Annotated in this window: 24 protein-coding genes and 1 pseudogene; 10 read left to right on the top strand and 15 right to left on the bottom strand. The window is 29.8% G+C overall.

Features of this window, described 5'->3' with window-relative positions:
* Nucleotides 1-11 precede the first annotated feature (11 nt).
* Both AACZ53_RS06490 and AACZ53_RS06485 read right to left on the bottom strand, forming a co-directional pair.
* Nucleotides 12-878 carry a DUF4270 family protein gene (locus AACZ53_RS06490; RefSeq protein WP_339836060.1) on the bottom strand — a complete coding sequence of 289 codons (867 nt, stop codon included), beginning with the start codon at nt 876-878 and terminating at the stop codon, nt 12-14.
* Nucleotides 879-889: 11 nt separating this feature from the next.
* Nucleotides 890-1,699, bottom strand: a complete 810-nt coding sequence (locus AACZ53_RS06485) for a glycogen/starch synthase (RefSeq protein ID WP_339836057.1) — start codon at nt 1,697-1,699, stop codon at nt 890-892.
* A 101-nt stretch (nt 1,700-1,800) separates the two neighbouring features.
* On the opposite strand from AACZ53_RS06485, the gene panC reads away from it, so the two are divergent.
* From panC to AACZ53_RS06445, 8 genes are all read left to right on the top strand, one after another.
* Entirely contained in the window at nt 1,801-2,649 is an 849-nt protein-coding gene (gene panC, locus AACZ53_RS06480) for a pantoate--beta-alanine ligase (RefSeq protein WP_339836054.1), read from the top strand.
* Nucleotides 2,650-2,662: 13 nt separating this feature from the next.
* Nucleotides 2,663-3,013 carry an aspartate 1-decarboxylase gene (panD, locus tag AACZ53_RS06475; RefSeq protein WP_339836051.1) on the top strand — a complete coding sequence of 117 codons (351 nt, stop codon included), beginning with the start codon at nt 2,663-2,665 and terminating at the stop codon, nt 3,011-3,013.
* Between the two features lie 2 nt (nt 3,014-3,015).
* Nucleotides 3,016-3,978 carry a lysylphosphatidylglycerol synthase transmembrane domain-containing protein gene (locus AACZ53_RS06470; protein WP_339836048.1) on the top strand — a complete coding sequence of 321 codons (963 nt, stop codon included), beginning with the start codon at nt 3,016-3,018 and terminating at the stop codon, nt 3,976-3,978.
* Between the two features lie 36 nt (nt 3,979-4,014).
* Entirely contained in the window at nt 4,015-5,163 is a 1,149-nt protein-coding gene (locus AACZ53_RS06465; protein WP_339836045.1) for an alpha/beta hydrolase-fold protein, read from the top strand.
* Complete coding sequence (gene radA / locus AACZ53_RS06460) at nt 5,163-6,524, top strand: DNA repair protein RadA (protein ID WP_339836042.1); 1,362 nt, start codon at nt 5,163-5,165, stop codon at nt 6,522-6,524. The genes AACZ53_RS06465 and radA overlap by 1 nt, the downstream gene beginning before the upstream one ends.
* Nucleotides 6,525-6,623: 99 nt before the next feature.
* On the top strand, nt 6,624-7,154 hold the full coding sequence (locus AACZ53_RS06455; protein WP_339836038.1) for a hypothetical protein: 531 nt from the start codon (nt 6,624-6,626) through the stop codon (nt 7,152-7,154).
* A 10-nt stretch (nt 7,155-7,164) separates the two neighbouring features.
* Nucleotides 7,165-8,775 carry a DUF4139 domain-containing protein gene (locus AACZ53_RS06450; RefSeq protein ID WP_339836036.1) on the top strand — a complete coding sequence of 537 codons (1,611 nt, stop codon included), beginning with the start codon at nt 7,165-7,167 and terminating at the stop codon, nt 8,773-8,775.
* A gap of 93 nt (nt 8,776-8,868) precedes the next feature.
* Nucleotides 8,869-10,245 (top strand): PQQ-dependent sugar dehydrogenase, encoded by a 1,377-nt coding sequence (locus AACZ53_RS06445; protein ID WP_339836033.1) that lies wholly within the window; start codon nt 8,869-8,871, stop codon nt 10,243-10,245.
* A gap of 36 nt (nt 10,246-10,281) precedes the next feature.
* Here AACZ53_RS06445 and AACZ53_RS06440 read toward each other — a convergent pair whose 3' ends face one another.
* The 4 genes from AACZ53_RS06440 to AACZ53_RS06425 form a co-directional block, all read right to left on the bottom strand.
* Nucleotides 10,282-11,322, bottom strand: coding sequence for an aldo/keto reductase (locus tag AACZ53_RS06440; RefSeq protein ID WP_339836031.1), 1,041 nt, complete (start codon nt 11,320-11,322; stop codon nt 10,282-10,284).
* A gap of 92 nt (nt 11,323-11,414) precedes the next feature.
* The gene (locus AACZ53_RS06435) at nt 11,415-11,912 is read right to left on the bottom strand and encodes a MepB family protein (RefSeq protein WP_339836029.1); all 498 of its coding nucleotides are present in this window, start codon (nt 11,910-11,912) and stop codon (nt 11,415-11,417) included.
* Nucleotides 11,905-12,873, bottom strand: coding sequence for an OmpA family protein (locus AACZ53_RS06430; protein WP_339836028.1), 969 nt, complete (start codon nt 12,871-12,873; stop codon nt 11,905-11,907). Before AACZ53_RS06430 ends, AACZ53_RS06435 begins: the two co-directional genes overlap by 8 nt.
* Before the next feature lie 92 nt (nt 12,874-12,965).
* Nucleotides 12,966-13,727, bottom strand: a complete 762-nt coding sequence (locus tag AACZ53_RS06425) for an exodeoxyribonuclease III (protein ID WP_339836025.1) — start codon at nt 13,725-13,727, stop codon at nt 12,966-12,968.
* 184 nt (nt 13,728-13,911) lie between these two features.
* On the opposite strand from AACZ53_RS06425, the gene AACZ53_RS06420 reads away from it, so the two are divergent.
* Complete coding sequence (locus tag AACZ53_RS06420; RefSeq protein WP_339836022.1) at nt 13,912-15,717, top strand: lysophospholipid acyltransferase family protein; 1,806 nt, start codon at nt 13,912-13,914, stop codon at nt 15,715-15,717.
* 5 nt (nt 15,718-15,722) lie between these two features.
* Here the strand turns inward: AACZ53_RS06420 and AACZ53_RS06415 are convergent, their stop codons facing one another.
* From AACZ53_RS06415 to AACZ53_RS06395, 5 genes and pseudogenes are all read right to left on the bottom strand, one after another.
* On the bottom strand, nt 15,723-16,178 hold the full coding sequence (locus AACZ53_RS06415) for a hypothetical protein (protein ID WP_339836020.1): 456 nt from the start codon (nt 16,176-16,178) through the stop codon (nt 15,723-15,725).
* 6 nt (nt 16,179-16,184) lie between these two features.
* The gene (locus AACZ53_RS06410; RefSeq protein ID WP_339836017.1) at nt 16,185-16,556 is read right to left on the bottom strand and encodes a DUF2752 domain-containing protein; all 372 of its coding nucleotides are present in this window, start codon (nt 16,554-16,556) and stop codon (nt 16,185-16,187) included.
* A gap of 68 nt (nt 16,557-16,624) precedes the next feature.
* Nucleotides 16,625-17,011 carry a DUF4234 domain-containing protein gene (locus AACZ53_RS06405; RefSeq protein ID WP_339836014.1) on the bottom strand — a complete coding sequence of 129 codons (387 nt, stop codon included), beginning with the start codon at nt 17,009-17,011 and terminating at the stop codon, nt 16,625-16,627.
* 39 nt (nt 17,012-17,050) lie between these two features.
* Complete coding sequence (locus AACZ53_RS06400) at nt 17,051-17,416, bottom strand: VOC family protein (protein WP_339836063.1); 366 nt, start codon at nt 17,414-17,416, stop codon at nt 17,051-17,053.
* Between the two features lie 45 nt (nt 17,417-17,461).
* Nucleotides 17,462-18,409 (bottom strand): annotated as a pseudogene (locus AACZ53_RS06395) (2-hydroxyacid dehydrogenase); the annotation flags it as partial.
* Between the two features lie 75 nt (nt 18,410-18,484).
* Between AACZ53_RS06395 and AACZ53_RS06390 the strand changes: the two are divergent.
* Nucleotides 18,485-19,159, top strand: a complete 675-nt coding sequence (locus AACZ53_RS06390) for a hypothetical protein (protein ID WP_339836011.1) — start codon at nt 18,485-18,487, stop codon at nt 19,157-19,159.
* Nucleotides 19,160-19,161: 2 nt separating this feature from the next.
* Here the strand turns inward: AACZ53_RS06390 and mgtE are convergent, their stop codons facing one another.
* The 4 genes from mgtE to AACZ53_RS06370 form a co-directional block, all read right to left on the bottom strand.
* The gene (mgtE, locus tag AACZ53_RS06385) at nt 19,162-20,514 is read right to left on the bottom strand and encodes a magnesium transporter (protein ID WP_339836008.1); all 1,353 of its coding nucleotides are present in this window, start codon (nt 20,512-20,514) and stop codon (nt 19,162-19,164) included.
* On the bottom strand, nt 20,504-21,280 hold the full coding sequence (gene rsmA, locus AACZ53_RS06380) for a 16S rRNA (adenine(1518)-N(6)/adenine(1519)-N(6))-dimethyltransferase RsmA (RefSeq protein ID WP_157496599.1): 777 nt from the start codon (nt 21,278-21,280) through the stop codon (nt 20,504-20,506). Before rsmA ends, mgtE begins: the two co-directional genes overlap by 11 nt.
* A 38-nt stretch (nt 21,281-21,318) precedes the next feature.
* Nucleotides 21,319-21,642, bottom strand: coding sequence for a DUF4286 family protein (locus AACZ53_RS06375; RefSeq protein ID WP_026717659.1), 324 nt, complete (start codon nt 21,640-21,642; stop codon nt 21,319-21,321).
* 15 nt (nt 21,643-21,657) lie between these two features.
* Nucleotides 21,658-23,289 (bottom strand): tetratricopeptide repeat protein (locus tag AACZ53_RS06370; protein WP_339836004.1); only part of this gene is annotated, 1,632 nt, incomplete at its 5' end.

Genomic DNA, 23,289 nt, shown 5'->3' with positions numbered 1-23,289 from the left:
CGAATAAATGGTTAATTAATGAAGCTAATTTGGTTTGCTACATTCTCTTCAACTTCAAAATACAACCCTTTAAAATATTGTTTAAATACATTGTTGTTATAAAGTTTCCCTTGAGCAACCGCGTCTAATATTCTAGTTTTAATAGCTGCTTGGTTTAAGTTCAACCAAATACCAGGCGTCTTTCTTTCCTTAATTACATATTTATCAGGGTCGTTGGTAAGAACATTTTCACTGTCATAATATTGTCCATTACCATTAGTTTTATAAATAATAATCTCTTTATTGTCAAAAAAGAAATCAGTGTTTTCATTTGCCGCACCAGTATTTAAAAGTTGAGAGCCTTTATATGTGTCGATTGTTGGTTTAAAGTCAGAGTAATATTTTTGTGTAGATTGATTATCAGTTGAAGGGTCAAAATCTCTTAAATAATAACCATTTTCATATACTTTAAGATTGAACTTAGCATCACTATCTCCATAAATTGAATCAATTTTATATGTTCTATTACCATCAGTACTAGTGCTTTCTAAAGTACTGTAAAATGGAATATACACATAAACAGAGTCCTTAATTGGATCTATATAATGATTGTACCCAAGACTTGGATCAGGATTAACCATTTCAATTTGTGAAACAAAATGTGCTTTAGTTTTGCCAAAAACAGGATTATTATAAATTCCTAATTCATTAATTGGTAAATTATTAGTCTGAACTGGACCAGTACTTTTAATATATGAACTTAAGCTTGCCTCGTCATATAATTTAAAATTAAAATGCTCATCTCCAACTATATCGGATCCAAGTGTGTTAAAATCTTTATCACACGAAATAAAAGTAAAAGCAAATAAAAGTAAAACTGCTTTAGTGAATGTATTCATATTTATTATTATTATTTTAAAACCTTGTTTTTTAAGAAGTCTGTATAAACTTCATTGAAACTTTCTTTAGGTGTGAAAGATAAAAAAGGTTTTTTTGAACTTTCTATATATTTTGTTAAACTTGATGACAAATCATCCGAAGCAATTATAACTCCGTCTGAGTGCTGAATTGAAGCCATTAACAAGTTTTCATAATTAGGTGATTTTAAGTCTGAAATACTCGTCTCAGGTATTTCGTCAAAAATCATCTTATTGATTAATTTTTTATCTAATTCACCATCAAATGACTGATTATAAACTGAAGTAATGATTTTTGTTTCATTAAAAATTCCTTCATTTTTATAATAATGCTTTAAATATATTGGCAAAAGAGCAGCCATCCACCCATGAACATGGATAATATCTGGAACCCAGTTTAATTTCTTAACTGTTTCAACAACTCCTTTTGCAAAAAAGATAGCTCTTTCATCATTATCAGGATATAAAACTCCTTCTTCATCGGAAAATGTAGCTTTTCTTTTAAAATATTCATCGTTGTCAATAAAGTAAACCTGAATTCTCTCTTTCGGAATTGAAGCAACTTTAATGATCAGAGGCATATCCACATCATTTACAACCAAATTCATACCTGATAGTCTTATAACTTCGTGCAACTGGTGTCTTCTTTCATTTATATTACCATATCTAGGCATAAAAATTCTAATTTGCCCTCCAGCATCATTAATCATTTTTGGTAATTCATAAGATTGTATTGACACCTCGTTTTCAGCTAAGTAAGGAACTACTTCAGATGACACATACAAAATCCTTTTATCCTCCATAAAATTGTTTATTTTCAAATTATAAAACATGCAAAATTACAAAATTTTATGTATTTATCTACTAAAATAGTAAGTTTGCAGTCAATTTATTATTATCATTGATGCAAATTTTTAAAGAAAAAGCCCTTTTAACAGCTTATTTAAAAACAATTTGGGACAAAAATTGTGCCATAGGTTTTGTCCCAACAATGGGTGCTCTTCATCAAGGGCATCTATCATTAATTAAAAAATCTTTAGCTGAAAATGACTATAATGTTGTAAGTATTTTTGTAAATCCAACACAGTTTAACAACAGTCAAGATTTGGAAAAATATCCTAGAACTTTAGAAATTGATATTGAAAAAATTAGAACGATTTGTTCAGATTGTATAGTTTTTGCTCCATCCGTAGATGATATTTATGAAGGAAAGACAAACTCTAAATCATTTAATTATGATGGGATAGAACATGAAATGGAAGGCAAACATCGCCCAGGACATTTTGATGGAGTTGGTACAATCGTAAAAAAATTATTCGAAATTGTAAAACCGACAAATGCTTATTTTGGAGAAAAAGATTTTCAGCAATTACAAATTGTCAAAAAACTAGTAGCCAAAAATGACTTAAAAGTTAACATTATTGGTTGCCCTATTTTTAGAGAAGCCAATGGTTTAGCAATGAGTTCTAGAAATGAAAGACTTTCTATAAAAGACAGAGATGAAGCATCAATAATTTACAACAGTTTGTTGACTGCCAAAGAAAAGTTTGGCACAAAAAGTGCTAATGAAGTAAGCAATTGGGTAAAACACTCATTAGAAAAAAACAAAAACTTAACCTTGGAATACTTTGAAATTGCTGATGAAACTACTTTAAAAACCTGTATTAGAAAGTCTAAGCACAAAAAATATAGAGCTTTCATAGCCGTTTTTATAGATAATATCAGATTAATAGATAATATTTCACTTAATTAATTATTTTTGCACCATGCAAATTCACGTAGTAAAATCTAAGATTCACAGAGTAACTGTAACTGGAGCCGATTTAAATTATATTGGAAGTATAACCATTGACGAAGAGTTAATGGAAGCCGCTAACTTAATTGAAGGAGAAAAAGTTCAAATTGTTAACATTAATAACGGAGAACGTTTTGAAACTTATACCATCAAAGGAAATCGCAAATCTGGAGAAATAACACTTAATGGCCCAGCGGCTAGAAGAGTACAAAAAGGTGATGTTATCATCATTATCGCCTATGGAATTTTAGGCATCGAAGAAGCTAAAGTTTTCAAACCAGCACTTGTTTTTCCTAACGAGAAGAGTAATTTGTTAACCTAATTTTGGCTTCTCCTTTTAAAAAAGTTGCCAGTTTAACAATTCCATTATTAATTGGAATTGGATTAATTTATTATCAATACTCAAACTTAACTCCAGAACAATTAGAAAACATTAAACTGTATTTTAAAAATGCGGACTATACATATGTTTTCTTATCGCTATGCATTTCAGTAGTTGCTTATTGGGCAAGAGCTTATAGATGGAAATATAGCTTAAATCATCTGGGATATACCACAAAACTACATAACAATTTTTTTGCTGTTGGAGTCGCTTATTTTGTTAATTTAACAATTCCTCGATCTGGAGAAGTTACCAGAGCTGTTTTATTAAAAAAATATGAAAATGTGCCCTTTGATAAAGGGTTTGGTACAATTGTAGCCGAAAGGGTTGTTGATTTACTGATTTTTTTATTATTTGTTTTCATTGCATTCATTTTGCAATTTAATATTATAAGTGAATTTATATTTTCCAATATTTCTCCTTCAAAATTAATTATAATAGGAATTGTTTTATTTGTTCTAGGAATTGTCTTTTTACTAATTTGGTTTCGTTCTAATTGGAAGATTGTTGGAAAAATAAAAGAAAAATTTGCTGGATTGATTGAAGGAATGACAAGCATTTTGGTCATGAAAAATCGATGGAAATACTTATTCTTTTCCTTTTTAATCTGGATTTTATATTTATTGATGTTTTATGTTTGCGTTTTTGCTATTCCTGAAACTTCTGACATGGCATTTAGTGTTGTAATAATGGGGTTTATTTTTGGAAGTGTAGCTATTGGCTTTACAAATGGAGGAATTGGAGCTTTTCCAATTTCAATTCAAACTGTTTTATTACTTTATGGAATTAATAAAGGAGCCGGAGCTGCATTAGGCTGGATTATTTGGACTTCACAAACATTACTTACCGTATTAGTGGGTCTTTTGTCGTATTTGTTATTGCATTTTTTTAATAAACACAAATAATTAACTAAATTGCCATTTCTTTACTAGAAACTGACCATGAAAAACATATATATAATACTACTATTATCGCTCTCTTTTATTTCATTAGCTCAAAAGAAAACAGAGACTATTGAATCAAATAGATTGGGGAAATCTAGACAGATTTCTATCTTATTACCACCATCATATGAATTTGAAAAAGATAAAAAATATCCAGTTATTTATCTTTTAGACTGTGAATATTTAATGGAGCCTTTCAACGGTTCTCTTCAATATGGTTATTATTTTGATGATTTGCCAGAAGTAATCTTAGTTGGAATTCATCAAGCAAAAAACAACGATAGAATCATTGACTCTAAGGGAGACGAAGATGGATTACCTACTGAAAAAAGCGGTAATTTTTATGAGTTTATTGCAACTGAGGTAATTCCATTTATTAATAATAATTACAGAACAGTTCCCTATAAAGTTATTGCAGGTCATGATGCAACTGCTGGTTTTTTAAACTTTTTCCTTTATAAAGACAATCCTGTCTTTGATGGATATATTTCATTTTGTCCAGATTTAGCCTATGATATGGAAAATAGAATTGAGGATAGAATGAAAATGATGTCAAAACCCATAAGTTATTTTCAAGTTTCTTCGCCAACAGATGAAACTTCAATTTACGAAAGAGTAAAATTATTAGATGAAAATCTGAAGACTGTTTTAAATAAAAATGTCTCTTATAAATATTTACAACTTGATGGTTACTCTCATTATTCGATGGTTCCTGTAGCTATTCCACAAGCATTATACCATGTATTTAAAGGATACCAACCAATTAATAAAGAAGAATATAAACAACTTCAAAACCAAAATACTGGGTTTGTTGATTATCTAACTGAAAAATACAAAAATATTAATACTCTTTACGGTGTTGATATGAAAATTAGATTAATTGATTTTTTAGCTATTCAAAATTTAATTACTAAAAATGGTTCAAGCGAGGAACTAAAAAATTTAGAAAAAATAGCTAGTAAAGAATATCCAAAAACGATGTTACCCTCATTTATTGAAGCTTCTTATTATGAAAAAGACAGAAATTATGATAAGGCTATAAAGGCTGTTGAAAAAGGATATTCTCTAAAGGATATTGGAATGTTTACAAAAAGCTTTATGCTTGAAAAACTAGAAGATTTAAAAAGAAAAAGAGCAGGTCAATAATGAGTAAAGTAAAAACATCATTTTTTTGTCAAAATTGTGGTACTCCATTTTCAAAATGGCAAGGCCAATGCCACAATTGTAAAGAATGGAACACTATTGTTGAAGAAATCATCCAAAAAGAAGAAAAGAAAACTTGGAAAAGCGATTCTGGAACTACTTCAAAAGCCTCAAAGCCTTTATTAATTAAAGAAATAGATTCTTCTCAAGAAATTCGTTTAAATACGAATGATAATGAATTAAATAGAGTTCTAGGTGGCGGAATAGTGCCTGGTTCTTTAATTTTATTAGGTGGTGAACCTGGAATTGGAAAAAGTACGCTTTTACTTCAAATATCTTTAAAACTACCTTACAGAACGCTTTATGTTTCTGGAGAAGAAAGCCAAAAGCAAATAAAAATGCGTGCTGAAAGAATTACGCCAAATAGTGATAATTGCTATATTCTTACGGAAACAAAAACGCAAAATATATTCAAGCAAATTCAGGATATTGAACCTGAAATTGTAATCATTGATTCCATTCAAACTCTACATACAGATTATATTGATTCTTCTGCTGGAAGTATTTCACAAATTCGAGAATGTACCGCTGAATTAATTAAATATGCCAAAGAATCAAACGTTCCTGTGATTTTGATTGGACATATTACAAAAGATGGAACAATTGCTGGTCCAAAAATATTAGAGCACATGGTGGATACTGTACTTCAATTCGAAGGTGATAGAAATCATGTTTACAGAATTCTTCGTTCGTTGAAAAATCGTTTTGGTTCTACAGCTGAATTAGGAATTTATGAAATGTTAGGAAGTGGATTACGCGAAGTAGATAATCCTTCTGAAATATTAATTTCACATAAAGACGAAGCGCTTTCTGGAACAGCAATTGCTTGTACATTAGAAGGCATGAGACCTTTGATGATTGAAATTCAATCACTAGTGAGTTCTGCGGTTTATGGAACACCTCAACGAAGTACAACTGGTTATAATGCTAAACGTTTAAATATGATTTTGGCTGTCTTAGAAAAACGTGCAGGTTTTCGATTAGGAACAAAAGATGTCTTTTTAAATATAACTGGTGGAATTAATGTTGATGACACTGCTATTGATTTAGCCGTTGTGGCTGCTATTTTATCTTCTAATGAAGACATTGCCATTGAAGACGGATTTTGTTTCGCTGGTGAAGTCGGATTGTCAGGTGAAATCCGTCCAGTAAATAGAATTGACCAACGTATTCAAGAAGCTGAAAAATTAGGTTTCACTACAATTTTGGTTTCAAAACACAACAAAATTGCTTTAAAAAATACATTTATAAAAATTGTATTAGTGGCTAAAATTGAAGATGTGGTTGGCGTTTTGTTTGGTTAGATTTCTCTAAACTTACTAAATTTCAAAATTTTTTCAAAAAACTTTCCAACCTTTTCATGTAAATGTCTCTCTTTAATAGAAAGACACAAATCTTAACACATGAAAAAAACATTTACAATACTACTTATATTAACTTCAATAATTTCATTCTCACAAAAAGAAGAAACAGAAAGTTTTTTATTTGAAAAAAAATTAAAACTAGAAATCAATTCTGATTCTATAAAAAAGCACATTGAAATTATAAAAGAAATTTCAGTAGGTTCAAGTTTAGATTCAATTAATTTAGATTCTAAATGGGAACTTTTATATTTGCAACATACAGGTTGGGAAGAATATTTGCCAGGTCCAAAACGCACTATTAATATTTTATATGTTGGAAAAAACAATCCACTTATTTCTAAAGAAGAACTCATAAGTGTTTTTAAAAACAGTAATCAAGCTGAGATTTTATTAAAGCAATTTCCACCAGAATTTACTATTGAACCAAGAGGTGCTCCTTTAAATGGAAAATGGACTGTTATATTTTTAAAAAACAATCACATAACTTTACAATATATTCATAGTTATCCAAACGGAAATCAATCAAGTTGGTTTAGAAAAACAAATTATTACTTAAAGAAAATAAATTAATACAATCAAAATGAAAAAAATACTTTTAATTCTAGCACTTTTTGTTTCAGTAATAGCATTGGCTCAAAAACCAATCTTTACTTCAGCAAAAGTAAATGCAGCAACAGTTTATACAAATGGTGCTGAACTTTCGCAATCAACTTCATTAATCCTTCCCAAAGGAACAAGTGAAATTGTGATTAAAAACGTAGCTGATTATTTGAATGAAAACACCGTTCAAATTGGTGCTCCAAGTTCGTTGACTGTACTTTCAGTTCAGTTTACACAGAATTATATTTCTGAATATGAAATTGATGAAAGTAATCCTGCCATCAAAAAAGTGAGAGATAGTATCAATTGGGTTCAAAAAGAAATTGCAAAAGTTCAAATTGATAAAGTTTCCCATTCAAAAACGGTTGAATTATTAGATAAAAACCAACAAGTAGCAGGACAAAATTCAGGTTTAAACGTAACTGAATTGATGAAATTAGTCGATTATTACAAAGTAAAAAGAACAGAGTTAAGTAACGCAATAGCGTCTTATCAAGAAAAAGAAAATAAGCTGAATGAAAAATTAAAAAGGCTGAATTCAAAACTTGAAATCAATACTAAAAACGAAGAAAAAACATCTAGAGGAAAACTAATTCTTCAAGTAATGAATGAAGTAGCTGGAAATGTGAATTTAGACATAAATTACATGACCAACAATGCTTCTTGGCAACCTTTTTATGATTTACGTGCCGAAAACATCAAAGAACCAATTAACATGATGTACAAAGCAAAAGTAGTTCAAAACACAGGAATTGATTGGAGAAAAGTAAAACTAACTTTATCCAGCGGAAATCCTAATCAAAACAATGAAGCGCCAATTTTACAAGCTTGGTTTTTAAGATATGGTTATCCTGTGGCTTATGCTTATAGAAATCAAAATGCAAAAATGAATACAATTCAAGGAAAAGCTTCAGTAATTGAATTAGAAGATAAAAAAATGGAAGTTGCATCTATTTCAAATTACACAACTGTAAATGAAAACCAATTAAACGTTTCATTCGACATAGAAATTCCTTATGATATTTTATCAAATGGAAAAGCACATAGTGTAGCCTTGAAAGAAATAAAATTACCAGCTTCATATAGATATTATGCTGTTCCAAGAGTTGAAAAAGAAGCGTTTTTATTAGCTCAAATTAATGATTATTCTAAATTCAACTTATTGCCTGGTGAAGCAAATATCATTTTTGAAGGAATGTATGTTGGAAAAACATTTATCAATCCAAATCAAACAGCTGATACCTTAAGTTTATCAATGGGAAGAGATAAGAAAATTTCAATTAAACGTGAAAAAGTAACGGATAAATCAGGAACAAAATTCTTATCAGCTTACAAAGAACAAACGTTTACTTATGACATTACAGTTAGAAACAATAAAAAAGAAACGGTTGAGATGCTTTTAAAAGATCAATATCCAATAAGTACTGATAAAGAAATTACGATTGAAGTTCTAGAAAAAGACAAAGCAAAAGTTAACGAAGAAACTGGTGTTATGACATGGGAATTAAAACTCGCACCTAATGAAACCAAGAAAATTAGAATTAGTTACTTAGTAAAATATCCAAAAGACAAAATAATAGACAACCTATAATTTTACTTAGATAAAATTTTAAACGACTGAAAATTAACACTTTCAGTCGTTTTTTTATTGTTTTTTCTTTATATTTACAAGAAAAGAAAAACTATGAAAAAATCAGTACTATTACTTATAGCTTTTACTTCTTCTATTGCTTTTTCTCAAACCATAGCTATACAATCTTTTGCTACAGGTTTTTCTGGAGCAGTAGAAATTACTCACGCTGGAGACAGTCGTTTATTTGTGGTTCAACAAGGTGGTTTAATTCGTGTTTTAAATTCAAATGGAACTATTAATTCAACACCCTTTTTAAATCTTTCAAGTATCATTTCTTCTGGTGGAGAAAGAGGTTTGTTGGGTTTGGCTTTTCATCCTAATTATGCTTCTAATGGATATTTCTATGTAAATTATACCAATACTTCAGGAAATACTGTTATTGCAAGATATTCTGTCAACAGTTCAAATCCAGATGTTGCTATAAATTCTGGAACAATTTTAATGACCATTTCTCAACCTTATTCTAATCATAATGGAGGAAGTTTAAAATTTGGTCCTGATGGTTATTTATATATTGGAATGGGTGATGGTGGAAGTGCTGGTGATCCAGAAAACAGAGCACAAAACATTAATGAAAATTTAGGTAAAATGCTTCGTATTGATGTAAACACAACTATAGCTCCTTATTACACTTCTCCTGCTGGAAATCCTTATGTTGGTGTTGCTGGAAATGATGAAATTTGGGCCATTGGTGTTAGAAATCCATGGAAATTTTCATTCAACAGATTAAATGGTGATTTATGGATTGGAGATGTTGGGCAAAATAATATTGAAGAAATTAATAAAGTCACAAATCCTTTAACTGCTGGTTTAAATTTTGGTTGGAAATGCTATGAAGGAAATGTTGCTTATCAAACAGCAGGTTGTCCTCCAATTGGAACTTTAACAATGCCTGTTGCACAATACACTCATTCCGGTGGAAATTGCTCTATAACGGGTGGATATGTCTATACAGGAACGATGTATCCTAATTTTTTAAACAAATATTTCTTTGCAGATTATTGTGTGAATAAAATTGGATATGTTGACACAACTACAAACGCAATTACATACACTCCAAACTTTTCAGGAAACAATAATTTTACCTCTTTTGGTGAAGACATGAATGGTGAATTATATGTTACAAATTCAAGTGTGATTTATAAAATAGTTGATACTGCAACAGCTTCAATAAGTAATTTTGAAAATAGTGGTTTTAGTTTATATCCAAATCCTGCAAAAAATAGTATTACGATTTCTAGTTCAGGAGCAAGTTTTGCAAAACAAATTCAGCTTTTTGATGTTTCTGGAAAACTACTTATTTCTAAAGAAGTTTCGCAAAATAAATCAAATACAATTGATGTGACTTCTCTTTCTAATGGAGTTTACATAGTAAATATTTCAACAACTGATGGGAATAATTATAATTCTAAATTGGTAAAAGATTAGAAAACTGCCAACTAATTACTGAGCACTGAACACTTTTTAAGGCGCTGGATTAGGAATTAATTCTTGAATTTTTTCAATTTCAACTAAAATATCGTCTGACAAAACTATATCAAAAGCATCAATATTTGCTTTTAGTTGTTCTAATGAAGTAGCTCCAACAATTGTTGAAGTAACTAATTTTTGCTGATTTACATAAGCTAAAGCCATTTCGCTAGAAGTCATTCCATTTGCTTCGGCTAAATCTTTGTATAATTTTGTGGCTTTAAAACAATTTTCATTGGTATATCTCGTGAAATTAGGAAATGTTTTCATGCGTGATTTTTCTGGAAAACCTTCTAAATATTTTCCTGTCAAAAAGCCAAAAGCTAAAGGAGAATAAGCTATTAAACCCACATTTTCTCGCATGCAAATTTCAGACAAGCCAACTTCATACAAACGATTTAATAAAGAATAAGGATTTTGAATCGTTACAATTTTAGGTAAATTATGCTTTTCACTTTCCATCAAATAACGCATTACACCATAAGGGTTTTCGTTAGAAACTCCAATGTGTTTTATTTTTCCTTCTTTTATCAAACCATCAAAAACCTGAAGGATTTCTAAAATAGAATAGTGCCAATTTTCATCAATTTGTTGAATACCTCTTTGTCCAAACATATTCATGATACGCTCTGGCCAATGCATTTGATATAAATCAATGTAATCGGTTTGTAAATTTTTTAAACTTAATTCAACTGCATCGAGAATGTTCTTTTTTGAAAAATCTAAAGGTTGACGAATGTATTCCATGCCACGATTTGGGCCAGCAATTTTGGTTGCAATAACTAATTTTTCTCTTTCCGATTGACCAAGTTTATGAATCCAAGTTCCAATATGCTTTTCTGTACTTCCAAAAATTTGAGCATTTCCACCAATAGGATACATTTCGGCTGTGTCGATAAAATTTATGCCACGTTCAACAGCGTAATTTAATTGTGAATGAGCTTCGGCTTCTGTATTTTGATTGCCAAAAGTCATTGTACCTAAGCAAATTTTACTGATTTTAATATTGGTATTTGGAAGAGTAGTATATTTCATCTTTTTTAAGTTTCTAAGTGACAAAGATACAAAGTAGCTAAGCTTAATAAAAATAAAAACCTGTTTCATATTTCTACTAACAGGTTTTCTATTTAATTTGAATATAAATTTTTTACAAAATTCAAGTTTAAGTCATCATTGACTTTAAAAAAATAGTTCAATTGCCATTTTTGAGTTGCAACTGCTTGTTGACTTATTGTTTTGTCCCAAATTGGATAAACTCTGAAACCTCTTTTTCCATCTTTTTTGGAAGTTGAAATAATTCCTTTCTCTATCAAAACTGATATCGGAAACACAAACTGTCCCACTTGATTTTCTGATTGAACATTGACAACATAATAATCAATTGTGTCATTTTCTGAAAATGGTTCGGTTATTCCTTTTTCATTTCTTGTCCAAAACGTTACAAATTGCCCAACTTTTTTTGGTGTAATTTTAGCACTTCTGAAAATTATTCTTTTTTCATCTAATACAAACTCACAGCCATCATATTCATGACTTTCTTTGTCAATTATAATAGCTGTAATTTTGCATTTTATTTTTTTGTAAACGGTTGAATTGACATATTCTAATGCTAAATTTTTAATCATTTAAATCATTCAACATTTTAGAAATCTCATCTAATTTTGGTGTTAATATAATTTCAATTCTTCTGTTTTTTGCTTTTCCAATTGCGTTGTCGTTTGAAGCCATTGGAGCAAATTCTCCACGACCAGCAGCTGTTAAGTTCTTTTTATCAATAGTTTTGTTTTCTGCTAAGATGTTTACGATTGCTGTTGCTCTTTTTGTAGATAAATCCCAATTATTTTCAATTGAACCTACGCTTCCCGAAAATTTATCGTTATCTGTATGTCCTTCAATCAAAACTGAAATTTCTGGATTTTCACCCAATACTTTTCCTAAAGCTACAACTGCTTTTTTACCTTCAGTTCCAACCGTATAGCTTCCAGATTCGAATAACAATTTGTTTTCCATAGAAACATATACTTTTCCGTTTCTGTGTTCTACCGTTAATCCTTTTCCTTCAAAGGCATTTAAGGCTTTAGATAAATTGTCTTTAAGTTTTTTCATTCCAGCATCTTTTGCTGCAATCATTTCTTCTAATTCATTTAAGCGTTTTGAACTTGCTTCTAAATCAGCTTTCAATTTGTTTAGTCTATCTTGTTCTGCGTTTAATGTTTTTTGCTTGGCATCTAATTCCGCAATTAACTCTCTGTTTTTATTAATATTTGCTGCTAAAGCTTGATTACTATCTTTTTCTAAAGCGTCATAAGAAGCTTTTAAATTGTCATAACTTTTCTTCGTAGCAGCGTAATCATTAGCTAGTTTGTCTCTTTCCGTTTTAGTTTTATCGAATTGCGATTGTAAATCTTTAGTTTGAATTTCTAAAGCATTTTTGTCTTTTTGCAGCACTGCATTTTCATCAAACAAGTTATTTCGCTCTTTTTTAACATCAGCAAATTTGTTTTCTAAATCATTATAGATTTTTTTTGAAACACATGAAGTTGTTAATCCAACAACTACTAAACTTAGGGCAAGTTTTTTTATCATTTTTTTGTTATTTATTATTCTTTTATATTAGGCAAAACGGTAATGTCTTTATATTTATTATTGAGTTTTGAAATTGTTACTGTATTTAAAAATTAATCAATTTCTACTAAAACCGGACAATGGTCTGAATGTTTCGCCTCTGGTAATATTAAGGCTCTTGTTAATCTATCTTTTAAATTTTCATTTGCCAAGCAATAATCAATTCTCCAACCTTTATTATTTCCTCTTGCTCCTGCTCTATAACTCCACCAACTATAATTATGAGGTTCTTTATTAAAACTTCGAAATGTATCAATAAATCCAGATTTCATAAATTTATCTAACCAAGCTCTTTCCTCTGGCAAAAATCCAGATGTGTTTTTATTTTGTAGTGGATTATGAATATCAATTGCTTCATGACAAATGTTATAATCACCACAAATCATCAAATTTGGTATCTCTTTTTTTAGCTCGTTTATATAACTTTGAAAATCATCCATAAACATGAATTTATGGTCTAATCTTTCAATATTTGTTCCTGACGGCAAATACAAACTCATAACTGAAACTGTATCGAAATCGACACGAAGTGTTCTTCCTTCGAAATCCATATGTTCTATACCAGCACCAAATTCAACATGATTGGGTTTTGTTTTACACAAAATTGCCACTCCACTATATCCTTTTTTTTGAGCAGAAAAATAATACTGAAAAGGATAACCTGCTTTTGTGATTTCTTCGATTGGAATTTGATCTTCATTGGCTTTGATTTCTTGCAAACAAATCACGTCAGGATTGGCTTGCTGCAGCCATTCTAAAAATCCTTTTGCAATTGCTGCTCTAATACCATTTACGTTATATGAGATAATCTTCATGAATATTTTATTTACTTCAAAAGTACTAAAAACTGAATGGAATTATAAGGTCCTTTATATATTTATTAACATCGTTATTAGCATTTTTAGGCTGGTTAATCATTTGTTAATATATAGTTTTTTTAAAGGTTTTGATTTAATTTGTTTTGTTTATCTTTGTTTCTGGTCAAAAAAAACAATTAAAATGGGATTAGTTTCTGCCAAAGAAGTAGCCAAGGCTATTAATTTAGACAAATATGGTTTTATTGGAACTTTTTCGGGATGGTTACTGATGAAGTTGACCAAAATATCTACGATAAATAAATTATACAATCGAAATAAACATTTAGAAGGCATTGCTTTTCTTGATGCGCTTCTTGGTGATTTAGAAATTAAATTTGAAATTCCAGAAGAAGATTTAAAACGTTTACCAAAAGACGGTGCTTATATAACTATTTCTAATCATCCTTTAGGCGGAATTGACGGTGTTCTATTATTAAAATTAATGCTTGAAAAAGAGCCTGATTTTAAAATAATTGCCAATTTTTTATTGCATAGAATAGAGCCTATGAAGCCTTATATTATGCCTGTTAATCCGTTTGAAAATCACAAAGACGCAAAATCTAGTATTGCTGGATTGAAAGATGCATTACGCCATTTAAGTGACGGCAAGCCTCTTGGTGTTTTTCCTGCTGGAGAAGTTTCTACTTATAAAGACGGTAAATTAGTAGTAGACAAGCCTTGGGAAGAAGGTTCTATGAAGTTTATTAAAAAAGCAAATGTACCTGTTGTACCTATATATTTTCATGCTAAAAACAGTAGGTTGTTTTATTTTTTATCCAGATTAAACGACACTTTTAGAACGGCTAAATTACCTAGTGAAGTTTTAACGCAAAGAAAAAGAGTTATCAAAGTTCGAATAGGTAAGCCGATTTCAGTAAACGAACAAAATGAAATTGAAAACATAGAAGCTTATGGCGAATTCCTAAGAAGAAAAACCTATATGCTTTCTAATTCTTTTGAAAAAGAAAGTTCGTTTCTAAAAGCTCCTAATTTAAATTTATCTGCTCCTAAACTACCAAAACAAATAGTTTTACCTGCAAATCATCAACAAATCATAGAAGAGGTTGCTTTTTGTCAAGAAAATGATTGCCGTCTATTGCAAAGTAAAAACTATGAAGTTTATTTTATAACAGCCGATAAAATTCCGAATATTCTTCATGAAATTGGTCGTTTGAGAGAAATTACTTTTAGAGAAGTTGGTGAAGGGACAAACGAATCCATAGATCTTGACCAATATGACCAATATTATCATCACATGTTCTTGTGGGATAGTGAAACGCAGTTAATAGCTGGTGCTTATAGAATGGGACTGGGTTCTCATATATATCCAAAATACGGAATTGATGGATTTTATTTGCATGAACTTTTTAGATTTGAACCTGAATTATTCGATATGATGAATAGTTCAATAGAAATGGGAAGAGCTTTTATTACAAAAGAATACCAACTAAAACCAATGCCTCTTTTCTTATTGTGGAAAGGAATTGTTCATACAACACTTCGCTATCCTGAACATAAATATTTAATTGGTGGTGTTAGTATTAGTAATCAATTTACTGATTTTTCTAAATCGCTGATGATTGAGTTTATGAAATCACATTATTACGATCCTTATGTAGCGCAATATATTCATCCTAAAAAAGAATATAAAGTAAAACTAAAAGATGCTGATAAAGATTTTGTATTCAACGAAACTGAAGCCGATTTGAATAAATTTGACAAAATTATTGACGAAATTGAACCAGGAAATCTTCGTTTACCTGTTTTAATTAAGAAATACATCAAGCAAAATGCTAGAGTTGTTGCGTTTAATGTTGATCCATTATTCAATAATGCTGTCGACGGTTTAATGTATATAAGAATTGCTGATTTACCTGAAAGTACGGTAAAACCTGTAATGGAAGAATTTCAGGCAGAATTGGAAAAAAAGGAAAAGAATTTTAAATAGATAGTTTAGAGGGCAGAAATTTTAGTTAAACCATATTTTTTATAATTTTCATCATATTCTTTAATTTCATTATAGTTTTTTAGACTGATGATTTTAATTTCAACTTTATAAGAATTATTTTTTGGTATTGAAATTCCGCTTTCTGGACAGTAAATAATTAATTTGTTTTTTTCTTTTTTATAAAAAACAGAAGATGTGTAAAATATATAGTTGTTGTCTTTCCTTAAGGTAGGATTTTCTTCAACCTTATGATTAGTGAGAATAATTTCTTCATGATTTCCTGAAATTCCCCAAACGTTTGCTTCAAAAAAAAGCTGCTCATTAAGTTCTGGAAAAGCAATTTTGACAATTTGTTTTTTACTAGCAATATCAATTGATGAAATTGAATAAAAAAAAAATAATCCGACAGTTAATACTGAACATAATATAATTCCAAATAATATTATTAGAGCCTTTCTCATTACTATTTACCCCCAAATTGATTGTTCAACAATAGAATCCCAATTGTTTTCTTTTATAAAAAGCACAAGTCTTATAACGTGGTAGCCAATTAAAAAAGCAGCTAAATAATACGCTAATTTTCTATTGAAAAACCATGCTCTAAAGTAAGTTTTCTTTGTTTTTAATTCCACTAAAAAAAGAACAATAATAAAAAGACAAAAACCAACTACCAATGGTCCAAATAAATGATAGCTTAAACTTTTAAGCAAATTTCCATCATAAAAATAAACTATTGATTTAGTAATTCCACATGAAGGACAAGGAAAGCCAGTAACCATTTTTAAAGGACAAAAAGACTGTTCTGTATCTAAAGAATTATTGCTGTTTTGAAACCACAAAACAAAAGGTATTACAAGTGTTGCAAAAGCACCTGTAATACCTAGAATTCTATTTAAAACAAAAGGTTTTATGAGTATAATCTATTGATATCTCCTTGTACAATCATTGCAGCTGCAAAAGGAAAAAATAATCCTAATATAATTAATAAAGTTGACTGATCTTTTTCCAACTCTTTAGTTAATTTGTAAACATTTGGCAAACCTTCTTTTCCTATTACGTAATAAAAATATAAGTTTACTGGCAAACAACATCCTGAAAAAACAGCTATTGGCGTAGAAATTACTTCTCTATCCGAAACAGCATTAATTACTTCGGCAACTTTAATGTTCCAATAAATTAAGTATAATCCACAAGTTATAAAGCTTAAAAGCAATACTACAATTGGGTCTACTTTAAATACAGGAATATTTGCACTAGGCTGATTCCACTGTTCAGGTGTTTTTGTTGTTTCCATTTCGATTTAGTTTTTGGTTAGTTAGTATTAGAAAGTTTTTTATTTGAATGCTGAGTCAATTGGTTCCCATAGTTCAATTTTATTGTTTTCTGGGTCAAGAATCCAAGCAAACTTTCCATACTCATAAGTCTGCATTTCATCTATAATTGTTACACCTTCTTTTAATAATTTTTTTAATAATGATTCTAAATCATGTACTCGAAAGTTTTGCATGAACTGCTTTTCTGAAGGTTCAAAGTAGTCTGTGTCATTTTTAAAAGGGCTCCATTGTGTAGAACAATCATCTCCTTTTTCATCTTTCCACCAAAAAGTGCAACCATAATCATCTGTATTTAATCCCAAATGATTTTTATACCAATCTTTTAATTCTTTTGGATTTTCAGTTTTGAAGAAAAAACCACCAATCCCGATAACCCGCTTTTCTTCAACTGTTGAAATTGCTTCTTTACTATAAAGTGCTTTGATTTTATCAACTATAGTTTGGGCTAATTTTTCGTGACTTTCAAAAGTCCAACCAGCAATGTGGGGTGTTAACAATACATTTTCCGCTTGACGCAAATATTCGAAACTTTCATTTTTACTTTCTTCATCAAATAAATTTTCAAAAGATAGTTTTTCGTATTCCAAAACATCTAAACCAGCACCTAAAACTTTTCCTGATTTTAAGGCTTCCACTAAATCTGAAGTCACAACACTTTTTCCACGAGCTGTGTTGATTAACCAAAATGGTTTTTGAAACGCATTTATGAAAGCAGCATTTACCATTTTATCCGTTTCTGGTGTCCATGGAATATGCAAACTCAACACATCCGCTTTTTCTTGAAGTACTTTTAAGCTGACTTGTTTTGCATTGGCATCAGCAACATTTTCCTGAATATCGTAACATAAAACTTCAACCTCAAAACCTCTTAGTTTTTTAGCAAAAGCTTTTCCCATATTTCCGAAGCCGATTATTCCAACGATTTTTCCGTCTAATTCATGCCCACGATTGGCTTCACGATTCCATTGTCCGCTTTTTACTTCTGCGTTAGCTTTATTAAGGTTGTTAAACAGAGAAAGCAACATTCCTAATGCCTGTTCACCAACAGCATTTCTATTCCCTTCTGGAGCAGCAATTAGTTGAATGTTTTTAGAAGTTGCATAATCACAATCAATACTTTCTAAACCAGCTCCTACTCTAGCAATAAATTGCAGATTGGTAGCTTTATCTAAAAAGGTTCTATCAATTTTAAAACGACTGCGAATTACAATTCCGTGATACTTATGAATTTTGGATTCGATTTCTTCTTTGGTTGAAGTAAAATCTTCTTCGTTTTGAAATCCTAACTCGTTTAATTGATTCCATAATAAAGGATTATTAGAATCAATATGAAGGATTTTTATAGTATTTGGCGACATAGTTTTGTTTTAAAAGCTAAAGGTAATTTTTTTAGAAAACTTTTTCTAATTAAATTAAAACCATATTTTTATAAAATGAAAAAACTACTCTTACTCCTTTTATTAAGCCAAAGGTTTTATGCACAAAAGGTTTATGATTTTGATTATGTATTGGAATATAAAAATGAAATTGATTCAACTAAGATGATTTCAAATCCAACTTATTATATAAATTCTAAAGCAAATAATTATTCCATCCTTGTTTTTAAAAGAGACAGTTTAAACATTGGTCTTTATTTTGGAGATATGAATGGAACTAAACAACCTAGAGTTAATTCTGATGTAAATGAGAGTGCGTTTAATAACACAAAGTCTATTTCTGTTACTTGTGAAGCTCTTTCATACTCAGGAGAATATCATTATAAATATAAGGTAAAGGAATATTATTTTGAAAACTTAAAAGACACAATTATTGATAAAGTTCCCTGTTTTCATTATGTAATAAAATCTAATAAACCTTTAAAATACCAAAAAAGAAAAGATATGTTTCAGACTCACTTTATAGCAGATAAAAATAGTAGTTCATTTTTGCCCTTTTTTAATCATCCGATTGTTTATGAAGAATGGAAAACAGATGTAGAAGCAATTCCTAATGGAATTATAAAAATAAAATATAATACGAATTGGGAAAATAAAATTACTGATAAATGGGTTTTAGAAAAAATAACTCCAATTGAAAAAGAACTAATTATTATTGAAGATTGTGATTAATATTAAAACCCTAAAATAACTTTAGCAATAGAAAAAAAGATTATTATTCCCATTATATCGTTACTAGTTGTGATAAATGGCCCAGTTGCAAGTGCTGGATCAACACCATATTTATCTAGAATAATAGGTATAAAAGTTCCAATCAAAGAAGCCATAATAATGACCGAAAGTAAGGCTAATGAAACTGTAAACCCTGTTATCATATCAATGTCTAGCAAAAAATAACTACCTATAATTAATAAAACAGCTAATATAAATCCGTTTAATAATCCTAATGATAATTCTTTTAATAATCGTTTAAACAATGAACCAGACAAAGCATTATTTGCTAAACCTTGAACAATAATCGCAGACGATTGAACGCCAACATTTCCTGCCATTGCAGCAATTAATGGTGTAAAAAAGAACAATTCTGGATGAACATCCATAGCTGGTCCATATAAACCTAATACTTTAACCGAAATAAATCCACCAAAAAGAGCTAAAACTAACCAAGGTAATCGTGCTTTTGTTAATTCAAAAATACTATCATCTGCTTCTACATCTTGTGAAATACCTGCTGCTAATTGATAATCTTTGTCGGCTTCTTCCTTAATTACATCAACAATATCATCAATAGTAATTCGACCCACTAAACGTCCTAATTCATCTACAACCGGAATAGCTTCCAAGTCATATTTTTGCATAATTCTAGCCACCTCAACATTCTCTGTATCAACCTTTACATAATCGACTTTTGCAATATATATATCACCAATTGGCGTTTTTGTAGAAGTGGTTAATAAGTCTTTTAATGAAAGCCTTCCTTTTAATCGATTATCATCATCAACTACATAAATAGAGTGCACTCTAGTAACATTTTCAGCTTGAGCGCGCATTTCCTTAACACAAGTTAGTACATTCCAATTTTCATTGACTTTCACCAACTCTTTTGCCATCAAACCACCAGCAGAATCTTCATCATAACGAAGTAAATCAACAATATCTTTGGCATGTTCAACATCTTCTAGTTCAGAAATTACTTGTTCTTTTCTTTCTTTAGAAAGTTCCCCAATAATGTCAGCGGCATCATTTGTGCTTAGCTCATCTAACTCTTCTGCAATTTCTTTAGGTGATAAGTTTCTAAGGATTTTCTCTCTAACATCATCATCTAATTCTAAAAGTATTTCAGCTGTTTTCTCAGAATTTAAAGTGTTGAAAATATAACTAGCTTCATGACTATCAAGCTCGTCCATAATTTCGGCAATATCAGCAAAGTGAACATCAAGAAGTAAGTCGTGTAGCTCTTTTTCTTTATTTTCACTAATAAGTTGCTCTATTTGAGCAATAAATTCTTTGCTGATTTTAAACTCCATCGGCGTCTATTTTTTGGGTGATTTCTATAAATTGTTCAACCGAAAGTTGTTCTGGTCGAAGGTCAAAGATAACATCTTCTTTTAAACTATCCGAAAATGCAAAAGTTTTTAGGCTATTTCTTAATGTTTTTCGTCTTTGTTGAAAGGCTGTTTTTACTACTCTAAAGAATAATTTTTCATCACAAGGCAAAGTAAAATTTTCTTTTCGTGTTAAACGCAAAACACCTGAATCTACTTTTGGTGGTGGATTAAAAACTTCTGGTGGCACGGTAAATAAATATTCCGTATCAAAAAATGCTTGCGTTAAAACGGATAAAATTCCGTACACTTTACTTCCTTTTTTTTCACAAATACGTAGCGCAACTTCTTTTTGAAACATTCCAGCAAATTCTGGAACTTGAGTTCGCATTTCTATAGCTTTGAAAAGAATTTGAGAAGAGATATTATAAGGAAAATTTCCAATGATGGCAAATTGTTCTCCTTTAAAAATCTCGTTCAAATCGTACTTTAAAAAATCCTTAGAAATTATATTATTTGCTAAATTTAAATAATGTGTTTGTAAATACTCTACTGATTCTGTGTCAATTTCTACTACAAATGTTTCTGTAGGCTTTTCTAAAATATATTTTGTCAAAACACCCATTCCTGGACCAACTTCTATAGTTTTTGAATAGCCAGAATAAGTCAATGCATCTGCTATTTTTTGAGCAATGGATTCATCTGTTAGGAAATGTTGACCTAAATGTTTTTTTGCTTTTACTGACATGGTATTGTGGTAATGGGTTTTGGGTAAATGGTTTTAGGCTAGTTTTCAGAGTGAAAATGTTCACTCAAAACTTCCAATTCAGTTCTAAAAGCAAGCATTTTATCCCCAAAAAGCTCTAAGCTTTCTTTTCGTAATCTTGGTGCATGGTTTAGGTAATAGTCATTTAATTTTTCTTTTGAATCTGAAAAGAATTGAACCGAATAAGTTGCTCCTTCGTCTTCATTTACTAAAACTTTTACAAGCCTAGCATTGTTGAATAATCCTGTTGCTAAAACATCTGAAATGTGTTTGTTTTGCATCCATTGCAACCACTTGTTATGGATTGAATGGTCTATATTTACGGTAACATTGTATATAATCATTTAAAGTGTGTTTTCTTAAATAGCATCTCCACGAAGCAAACGGAATTGTTTTCTAGCTTCTGTGAAATGAATACTGTCTGCATGTTCAAAAATCATTTTCTCGTAAAGCGGTTTGGCATTTTCATTATCATTTAAATATTTTCTATAAATTTCAGCTGAATAAAATAAGGCTTCATCTACATAAATTCCATCAGAATGATTGTCTAAAATATTTTTATAATAACCTAAAGCGTTTGTGTAATCTTTCTTCTTTTCATAAATCTGTGCGATTTTAAAAAGAGCATTATCTTCTATTGTATCTCCTTTATATTTTTCAAGAATTTCTAAAAATTGGGCCAAAGCTAATTCATTCTTATTTTGATAAGTTAGCAAATCTGCTTTTGAAAATGCTTTTAAGGCAACTCTTATACTATCTTCTGCTGAATTATCACTAATTAACAAAAACAATTCGATTGCATCATTCGCAATCAATAAACTTGAAGATTGTTTTAAAACCTTTACTTGTTGTAATGCCCAATCAAAATCTTGCTTATAATAACTAGTTTCGGCCATTTTCATACTTGCCTCATGAGATTTTTCATCATTTTTCAAAGTTTCTGAAATTTGAGCATAATACAAAATAGCTTGGTTGAATTTTTCGTCTAAAACTAAAATATCAGCCAACTCCATCTTAACTTCACTTTCTTGTCTTGGTGCTAACCTAAGAGATAAGGCATTATCCAAAGTAACTTTTGCCTTGTCAAATTGTTTCACATAAAAAGCATCAAAATGTGCCGATAATAGTTGCAATTCTAAAGTGAAAGGAGAAATCCCGTATTGTTTTACTAGACTTTCTATTGTTTGTTGAATAACTGGATATTCTTTTTCTGAAGATTCTTCAATTTGCATTGAAATTAAAAAATCGTGAGCCATAATTTGTAAACCGTAATCTTGAGTATTTTCTAAAATGAATTGAAAAATGGTTTTTGCCGTTTCATTTTCTTTTTCTTCCATAGCAAATTTGGCTAAATTCACTATGTTGTAAAAACCTTCAGGATTTCGTTTATAGATTGCTTTTTCTTGTATAAATGCTTTTCCGTATTCTTTTTGTTGCATAAAATACCAACTCAAAAATTGATTCCAATAAATATCCTGATTTTTCTGTACTCTAATTAAAAGCGCTTTTTTAATATACTCTGTAAAATTTCCTTCAGTGTCTTCACTAATAAATCTAGTTAGTTGATTTTGAACAAGTGGCGTGTTATTTTGATTGCTAAAAGAATAATCTAACAGTTTTTCAACCATTAAATCTAAATTTCCCATTTGCCCGTTTAATAAAGCAATTTGATAATCAAAGTTTAAATTTGGATTTCCTAATTTTCCAACTTCATATGCTTTGATTGCCCAATCTAACAATGTTTTTTGTTCAAATACCGACGCCACAGAATAAGCATAATTGGATTGCAAAACCACTTGTTCTATAGCTAAATTATAGTTTTCAGTTGCTTTAGTTTCGTTTTTTTGTAATTGAAAATTATAGCCTAATTCTACATATAATGTAGGTGTTTTAGAAATTTTTAATTTGTATAAAATGGCAGTTTCTGCTTTATCGTATTGTTTTAATTGTTGATAACATTCAATAGAAAGTCTAGTAAAACAATACGGGAT

It is taken from the genome of uncultured Flavobacterium sp. (assembly GCF_963975005.1).
Classification (GTDB): domain Bacteria; phylum Bacteroidota; class Bacteroidia; order Flavobacteriales; family Flavobacteriaceae; genus Flavobacterium.
Note: the sequence above shows the minus strand (reverse complement) of the source record. Positions and strands in the feature narration are given on the sequence as shown.

What these genes read in the sequence shown, in the direction of transcription:
- panC (WP_339836054.1), top strand. Translation starts at nt 1,801, where the DNA reads ATGCAAATTTTTAAAGAAAAAGCCCTTTTAACAGCTTATTTAAAAACA.
- AACZ53_RS06485 (WP_339836057.1), bottom strand. Translation starts at nt 1,699, where the DNA reads ATGGAGGATAAAAGGATTTTGTATGTGTCATCTGAAGTAGTTCCTTAC.
- AACZ53_RS06455 (WP_339836038.1), top strand. Translation starts at nt 6,624, where the DNA reads ATGAAAAAAACATTTACAATACTACTTATATTAACTTCAATAATTTCA.
- AACZ53_RS06465 (WP_339836045.1), top strand. Translation starts at nt 4,015, where the DNA reads ATGAAAAACATATATATAATACTACTATTATCGCTCTCTTTTATTTCA.
- AACZ53_RS06415 (WP_339836020.1), bottom strand. Translation starts at nt 16,178, where the DNA reads ATGAGAAAGGCTCTAATAATATTATTTGGAATTATATTATGTTCAGTA.
- AACZ53_RS06390 (WP_339836011.1), top strand. Translation starts at nt 18,485, where the DNA reads ATGAAAAAACTACTCTTACTCCTTTTATTAAGCCAAAGGTTTTATGCA.
- AACZ53_RS06375 (WP_026717659.1), bottom strand. Translation starts at nt 21,642, where the DNA reads ATGATTATATACAATGTTACCGTAAATATAGACCATTCAATCCATAAC.
- AACZ53_RS06405 (WP_339836014.1), bottom strand. Translation starts at nt 17,011, where the DNA reads ATGGAAACAACAAAAACACCTGAACAGTGGAATCAGCCTAGTGCAAAT.
- AACZ53_RS06420 (WP_339836022.1), top strand. Translation starts at nt 13,912, where the DNA reads ATGGGATTAGTTTCTGCCAAAGAAGTAGCCAAGGCTATTAATTTAGAC.
- rsmA (WP_157496599.1), bottom strand. Translation starts at nt 21,280, where the DNA reads ATGTCAGTAAAAGCAAAAAAACATTTAGGTCAACATTTCCTAACAGAT.
- AACZ53_RS06440 (WP_339836031.1), bottom strand. Translation starts at nt 11,322, where the DNA reads ATGAAATATACTACTCTTCCAAATACCAATATTAAAATCAGTAAAATT.
- AACZ53_RS06430 (WP_339836028.1), bottom strand. Translation starts at nt 12,873, where the DNA reads ATGATAAAAAAACTTGCCCTAAGTTTAGTAGTTGTTGGATTAACAACT.
- AACZ53_RS06445 (WP_339836033.1), top strand. Translation starts at nt 8,869, where the DNA reads ATGAAAAAATCAGTACTATTACTTATAGCTTTTACTTCTTCTATTGCT.
- AACZ53_RS06425 (WP_339836025.1), bottom strand. Translation starts at nt 13,727, where the DNA reads ATGAAGATTATCTCATATAACGTAAATGGTATTAGAGCAGCAATTGCA.
- AACZ53_RS06450 (WP_339836036.1), top strand. Translation starts at nt 7,165, where the DNA reads ATGAAAAAAATACTTTTAATTCTAGCACTTTTTGTTTCAGTAATAGCA.
- mgtE (WP_339836008.1), bottom strand. Translation starts at nt 20,514, where the DNA reads ATGGAGTTTAAAATCAGCAAAGAATTTATTGCTCAAATAGAGCAACTT.
- AACZ53_RS06490 (WP_339836060.1), bottom strand. Translation starts at nt 878, where the DNA reads ATGAATACATTCACTAAAGCAGTTTTACTTTTATTTGCTTTTACTTTT.
- panD (WP_339836051.1), top strand. Translation starts at nt 2,663, where the DNA reads ATGCAAATTCACGTAGTAAAATCTAAGATTCACAGAGTAACTGTAACT.
- radA (WP_339836042.1), top strand. Translation starts at nt 5,163, where the DNA reads ATGAGTAAAGTAAAAACATCATTTTTTTGTCAAAATTGTGGTACTCCA.
- AACZ53_RS06435 (WP_339836029.1), bottom strand. Translation starts at nt 11,912, where the DNA reads ATGATTAAAAATTTAGCATTAGAATATGTCAATTCAACCGTTTACAAA.